Annotated in this window: 5 protein-coding genes and 4 tRNA genes; 6 read left to right on the forward strand and 3 right to left on the reverse strand. The window is 68.8% G+C overall.

Translation table 11 applies throughout. The annotated features are described in order from the left end of the window. Together I5I_RS01850 and I5I_RS01855 are read right to left on the reverse strand one after the other, a co-directional pair. Positions 1-409: hypothetical protein (locus tag I5I_RS01850; protein ID WP_148285469.1), on the reverse strand; the 409-nt coding region annotated here is incomplete at its 3' end. A gap of 84 nt (positions 410-493) precedes the next feature. Next, positions 494-569 (reverse strand) — tRNA-Val (locus I5I_RS01855). A gap of 160 nt (positions 570-729) precedes the next feature. Between I5I_RS01855 and I5I_RS01860 the strand changes: the two genes are divergently transcribed. From I5I_RS01860 to I5I_RS01880, 5 genes are all read left to right on the forward strand, one after another. Then, positions 730-802, forward strand: a tRNA-Gly gene (locus I5I_RS01860). A 70-nt stretch (positions 803-872) separates the two neighbouring features. Next, positions 873-943 (forward strand) — tRNA-Cys (locus tag I5I_RS01865). A 28-nt stretch (positions 944-971) separates the two neighbouring features. After that, positions 972-1,043: transfer RNA gene (locus tag I5I_RS01870), tRNA-Val, on the forward strand. A gap of 410 nt (positions 1,044-1,453) precedes the next feature. Beyond that, positions 1,454-2,239 carry a COG4705 family protein gene (locus I5I_RS01875; RefSeq protein WP_051039426.1) on the forward strand — a complete coding sequence of 262 codons (786 nt, stop codon included), beginning with the start codon at positions 1,454-1,456 and terminating at the stop codon, positions 2,237-2,239. Between the two features lie 16 nt (positions 2,240-2,255). Next, positions 2,256-2,765 carry a glycine cleavage system protein R gene (locus I5I_RS01880; RefSeq protein WP_036315753.1) on the forward strand — a complete coding sequence of 170 codons (510 nt, stop codon included), beginning with the start codon at positions 2,256-2,258 and terminating at the stop codon, positions 2,763-2,765. Between the two features lie 28 nt (positions 2,766-2,793). Here the strand turns inward: I5I_RS01880 and I5I_RS01885 are convergent, their stop codons facing one another. After that, complete coding sequence (locus I5I_RS01885) at positions 2,794-3,954, reverse strand: SLC13 family permease (RefSeq protein ID WP_083867898.1); 1,161 nt, start codon at positions 3,952-3,954, stop codon at positions 2,794-2,796. A gap of 182 nt (positions 3,955-4,136) precedes the next feature. Between I5I_RS01885 and thrS the strand changes: the two genes are divergently transcribed. Beyond that, a partial coding sequence (thrS, locus tag I5I_RS01890) for a threonine--tRNA ligase (RefSeq protein WP_036315761.1) occupies positions 4,137-5,921 on the forward strand: 1,785 nt, incomplete at its 3' end.

The raw sequence follows: 5,921 nt of genomic DNA on the forward strand, positions 1-5,921 counted from the left end.
GCGCGAGAGGGCTGCGGCCGGCGCCGAGCGCCAGCACGGCGAGCACAGTCTGCACCAGCCCGGTGAGGAAGTACACGCCGTGCAGCGGCGACCACACCAGCAGCAGGGCGATCTCGACGAAGATCCAGATCATCATCACGAGACCGGATGCCGCATGCAGCCCCCACGCGAGCACGTACCGTCGTCGCTGCGCGATGAGCGCCACCAGCTGAGCGCCGCCGACGATGACACCGAGGATGAGTCCCGGCCACGCCCAGGAGGGAAAAGGCCTGCGCGCGAGCCATTCGTTCGGCATTCCGACACCGTCGCCGCCCACGACCACGAGGAGCACACCGCCGGCGAGGGCCGAGACCAGGTTGAAGAGGGCGACGACCACCAGCGTCACGCGGATGCCGGGGGAGACGCTCATGACCGCGACGCTACGCGGCGTACGGTGCCGGGCGTCCGGCGGTACGCCGTGAAGAGAAAACCCCCGGCTGAGCCGGGGGTTCGATGGTGGGCGATACCAGACTCGAACTGATGACCTCTTCCGTGTGAAGGAAGCGCGCTACCAACTGCGCCAATCGCCCAAGACCCGTGCGGGCCGAGACTCGATGTTACCGGATGCCGAGCTCCGGCACGAATCGTCCGGCATCCGACACACCGGGACACGCGCGGGGCGCGCTCAGTTTTGCGATGGCGAAATAGTCGGCTAAAGTCGATCAAGTTCCCGGGGCAACCAGGGAGCACGCGGATGTAGCGCAGTTGGTAGCGCATCACCTTGCCAAGGTGAGGGTCGCGAGTTCGAGTCTCGTCATCCGCCTCAAGTGCAGGGGACGTTTTTTCGAAGCGATCACGGCACGTGGGGGTCAAACCACACGGTTAATCCACACGGTGGCGTGGCCGAGCGGCTAGGCACCGGCCTGCAAAGCCGTTTACACGGGTTCGAATCCCGTCGCCACCTCGCCTCATAACTGAATAAGCCTGTATAGGCGCGATTGGCGCAGCGGTAGCGCGCTTCCCTGACACGGAAGAGGTCACTGGTTCGATCCCAGTATCGCGCACAAGAACAACCCCGGTCAGCCGGGGTTTTTTTGTGCCCGAATGCGGGCCGTGCAACATGCGGGTTCGACGCTGGAAGCGCAGAGAGGCGGGACGCGGCACTGCGACCCGCCTCTCCATAGCTCGCATCAGCTATCGAAAGTGGAACTCGATGACCCCCAGGCCATCACGATCACCATAGAGCGTGCCGAGGCCGGGAGGCAACGAGAAAGGCGGGACGTTTGCATCTGACGTCCCGCCTTGCGCAGGTCGTCTCGGGAGACGGCTCTGCGATGTGATGGTCCCCAGACCGTTCACCCTCTCACCGTAGCCACCTGCCATCGCCCAGCGACGCAGGTCGCTCGGCGTGCCGTACCCCTTCTCGGCGCGCTTTCTTGGCGCCGTCTTGGAGCGATGCCGACATCATCGGAGAGTGCCTGACCTGCGCGACCTGCCCGATCAGCTTCCCCCGCCGGCTGCACAGTCGCGCGTACCCGAGCCGACCCTGATCTTCTGGGTCACGAAGGCCACGTCGACCGCTCTGGGTGAAGCCGTCTCCGACTACTCCATTCGCATCATGGCTCCCGAGCTCGCGGTTCTTCTCGGCTTCGCCTTCTTCGTCGGCGCCGTCGGCTTCCAGCTCACGCGCCGGCGATACGGCCCAACCGCGTACTGGATGGCCGTCGCCGCCGTCGGTGTGTTCGGCACGATGGCCGCGGATGTGATGCATGTCGCCCTGGGCGTGCCGTACATCCTCACCGCGACGATCGGCGCGGCCGGCCTGGCGGTCGTCTTCGCGGCGTGGCGCCGCTCGGAGGGGACCGTGTCCGTGCACGCGATCACGACGACACGCCGTGAGCTCTTCTACTGGGCGGCCGTCGTCGGAACCTTTGCGCTCGGCACCGCCGTCGGAGACCTGACGGCGGTGGGCCTCGGCATCGGGTACGTCGGCTCTATCGCCCTGTTCACGCTGGCGATCGCAGCGATCGCCGCGGGTTTCCGGTGGGCCCACTGGCCCGCGGTGCCGGCGTTCTGGGCCGCGTACGTCCTCACACGACCGTGGGGGGCCTCCGTCGCCGACGCCCTCGCGAAGCCGGCCGCCGACGGCGGCGCGGGCATCGGATCCGGCTGGGTGGCGCTTGCTCTGGCCCTTCTGATGGTCGTTCTCGTGGCGATGATGGGGCGGCGTGCGGCGACGCTCGCACCCGCCGCAGCCTGAGCGTTAGGCTCGCCGCATGGCCCACCTCGTGCTCACCGTCGTCGGCGACGATCGTGCCGGACTCGTCAGCGCTCTCGCCCGCACCATCGCCGATCACGGCGGCAACTGGGAGCAGAGTGAACTCGCCGAGCTGGCCGGCGCCTTCGCGGGCATCGTGCTCGTCGCGGTGCCCGACGACCAGCAGCGGGCCCTCACGAGCGCCCTCAGCGGCCTCGACGGGCTGCTGCGTGTGACGACGCACGACGCGCCGGCCGCGGCATCCGCCGACGCGCCTCACACCGTCTCGTTCACCGTCCTGGGCAACGACCGCCCGGGCATCGTCCGGGACGTGACCGCCGCCATCGCCGCCCACACGCTCAGCATCGACACGTTCCGCAGCCGCACCCTCGACGCGCCGATGTCCGGGGGCACACTGTTCGAGGCGACCGTCACCGTCAGCCTGCCGGCCGCAGCGGATGCCGAGACGCTCACCTCGGCACTCGAAGCCCTCGCGGGGGAGATCCAGGTCGATCTCACCGTCGCCTGAGCCGAGAGGGCATCTCCGTGAGCGGTCGTCAGTGCAACGCGAGCGGGAGGACGGCGAGCGCGACGGTGACCGGCGCGACGACGAGGCCCCACAGGATGTAGCGCTTCCACGGGACGTCAACCCCGACAGCGTGCAGACGCTCGTGCCACAGGAGTGTGGCCAGCGAGGCCCACGGGGTGATCAAAGGTCCCGCGTTGACGCCGATGAGCAGCGCGGCGAGGCGCACGGGGGAGCCCGCGGCGGACTCGAGAGCGAGGTACGCCGGCAGATTGTTGACCACATTTGCGCCCAGCATGCCGACGCCGGCGACCTGCCAGAGCGACACGAGGTCTTCTCCCGAGCCGGTCGCCGCGGCCAGGAGCAGTCCCGAGCCGAGGGCCTCCGCCGCACCGACGGCGAGGAACAGCCCCGAGGCGAAAACGACCAGCTGCCACGGCACGAGCTCCCAGCGCAGGGCGGTCGGCGACCGCCACGCGAAGACGATCGTGAGCACGACGGCGGCGCCCAATGCCGGCATCCACGGTGCGATGCCGATGACCAGCAGCGGCATCATGACGACGAGGACGACGGCCGAGATCCGCAGGAGCACGGGGTCGGACACCCGGGGCGGACGGGCGGGTGTGAAACGACCCCGCAGATCGCGCCGGTTCGTAAGCCACAGCAGGATCACCGTGACAACGGTTGCGATGATCGCCGACGGTCCCAGCAGACCGAGGAAGCCGAGCGCGTCGAGGTCGCCGAGACGATGGGCGGCGAGCAGGTTGGTGAGGTTGGACACCGGCAGGAACAGCGACGCGGTGTTGGCCAGCCACACCGTCGCGAACGCGAAGGGCATCGGCGACAGGCCGTTGGCGCGCGCGACGGCGACGACCACCGGTGTCAGCAGGACGGCGGTGGTGTCCAGCGACAGGAAGGCGGTCACGACGGCGGCGAACGCGACCACCATGAGCCACAGCACGATCACCCGGCCGCGCGAGAGGCGCGCCAGGCGCGCTGCGGCGGCGTCGAACACACCGGCGCGCGCCGCGAGCTCCGCGACGATCGTCACGGCGACGACGAACAGAAGGATCGGCCACACGCGGTCGCCGATCTCCAGCGCCGCGTCCACCGGCAGAACTCCGAACACGACGGCTGCGCCGCCCAGGAGCAGCAGCACCGCTCCGATCACGGCAAGCATCACGGCATCCATCATGGACCCTCATCGACCAGTCCCGGGCGGCGATAGACTGCACACATGGAACTGAGCCGGATCACCGCCTTCGCGACCGGCGCGCGCACGCCCGGCGTACGAACGATCTGGGCCTGAGCGGGCGGGGCGCACGGCGCCCGAAGCTGAGCATCCCATCCGATCCCTCTTCAGGAGACCTTCCCTTGACCGATGTCTCACCCGCGGCGGACGTGACCTATCCCGCCGACGGCTTCGCCCTGTTCCCCGACCGTTCCGTCGTCGCTCTGCGCGTCAACGGCGACCTGAAGGACCTCTCCACCGTCGTCACGGCCGATGACGCGGTCGAGCCCGTGCTGGTCGACAGCGCCGACGGTCTGTCGATCCTGCGCCACTCGACCGCGCACGTCATGGCCCAGGCCGTGCAGCGCATCAAGCCGCAGTCGAACCTCGGCATCGGCCCGCCGATCACCGACGGCTTCTACTTCGACTTCGGCAACGTCGACCCGTTCACGCCCGAAGACCTCAAGGCCATCAAGAAGGAGATGGAGCGCATCGTCCGCGAGAACCAGCGCTTCGTCCGCCGCGTCGTCGACGAGACCGAGGCACGCGAGCTCATGGCCGGCGAGCCGTTCAAGCTCGAGCTCATCTCGCTCGCCGGTGGTCCGGGCTCGGGGGCCAACGCCGCCGAGGGCGCCTCCGCAGAGATCGGCGCCGGCGAGCTCACGGTCTACGAGAACGTGAACCGCGAGGGCGAGGTGGTCTGGCGCGACCTCTGCCGCGGGCCCCACGTTCCCGGCACCCGCTACGTCGCGAACGGATGGGACCTCACCCGAGTGGCCGGCGCGTACTGGCGCGGCAGCGAGAAGAACCCGCAGCTGCAGCGCATCTACGGCACCGCGTGGCCCACCAAGGACGAGCTGCGCGCCTACCAGCAGCGCCTCGAGGAGGCCGCCAAGCGCGACCACCGCAAGCTGGGCAAGGAACTCGATCTCTTCTCGTTCCCCGACGAGATCGGCCCCGGCCTCAGCGTGTTCCACCCCAAGGGCGGCATCATCCGCTACGAGATCGAGCGCTACATGCGCGAGCGCCTGCTCGCCAGCGGCTACGAGGTCGTGAACACCCCGCACATCACCAAGGGCGACCTGTTCATGACCAGCGGTCACCTGCAGTGGTACGCCGACGGCATGTACCCGCCCATGGTGCTCGACGAGGTCGTGGATGCCGACGGTCACGTCAGCCGCGAGGGCCAGGAGTACTACCTGAAGCCCATGAACTGCCCGTTCCACAACCTCATCTTCCGTTCGCGCGGACGCTCCTACCGTGAGCTGCCGCTGCGCCTGAGCGAGTTCGGATCCGTCTACCGCTACGAGAAGAGCGGCACCCTCTCCGGCCTCACGCGCGTGCGCGGGATGACCCAGGACGACACCCACATCTACGTCACGGCCGACCAGGTCAAGGGCGAGCTCACCCACAGCCTCGACTTCGTGCTGCAGACGCTGCGCGACTACGGCCTCAACGACTTCTACCTCGAGCTCTCGACGAAGGAAGACAGCAACCCGAAGTTCATCGGGGCCGACGAGCTCTGGACCGAGGCGACCGAGACGCTGCGCGAGGTGGCCGAGGCCTCCGGTCTCGAACTCGTGCCCGACCCGGGCGGCGCGGCCTTCTACGGACCGAAGATCTCGGTGCAGGCGCGCGACGCGATCGGGCGCACCTGGCAGATGTCGACCATCCAGCTCGACTTCAACCAGCCCGAGCGCTTCGAGCTCGAGTACACCGGCCCCGACGGCGAGAAGCACCGCCCGGTGATGATCCACCGCGCACTGCTCGGCTCGGTCGAGCGGTTCTTCGCGATCCTGCTGGAGCACTACGCCGGGGCCTTCCCCGTGTGGCTCGCACCCGTGCAGGTCGTCGGCATCCCCGTCGCGGACGACTTCGCGCCCTACCTCGACGAGATCGTCGCGCGGCTGCGCGCCGCCGGCTGCGGC

This window comes from Microbacterium sp. B24 (assembly GCF_000333415.1).
Taxonomy (GTDB): Bacteria; Actinomycetota; Actinomycetes; order Actinomycetales; family Microbacteriaceae; genus Microbacterium.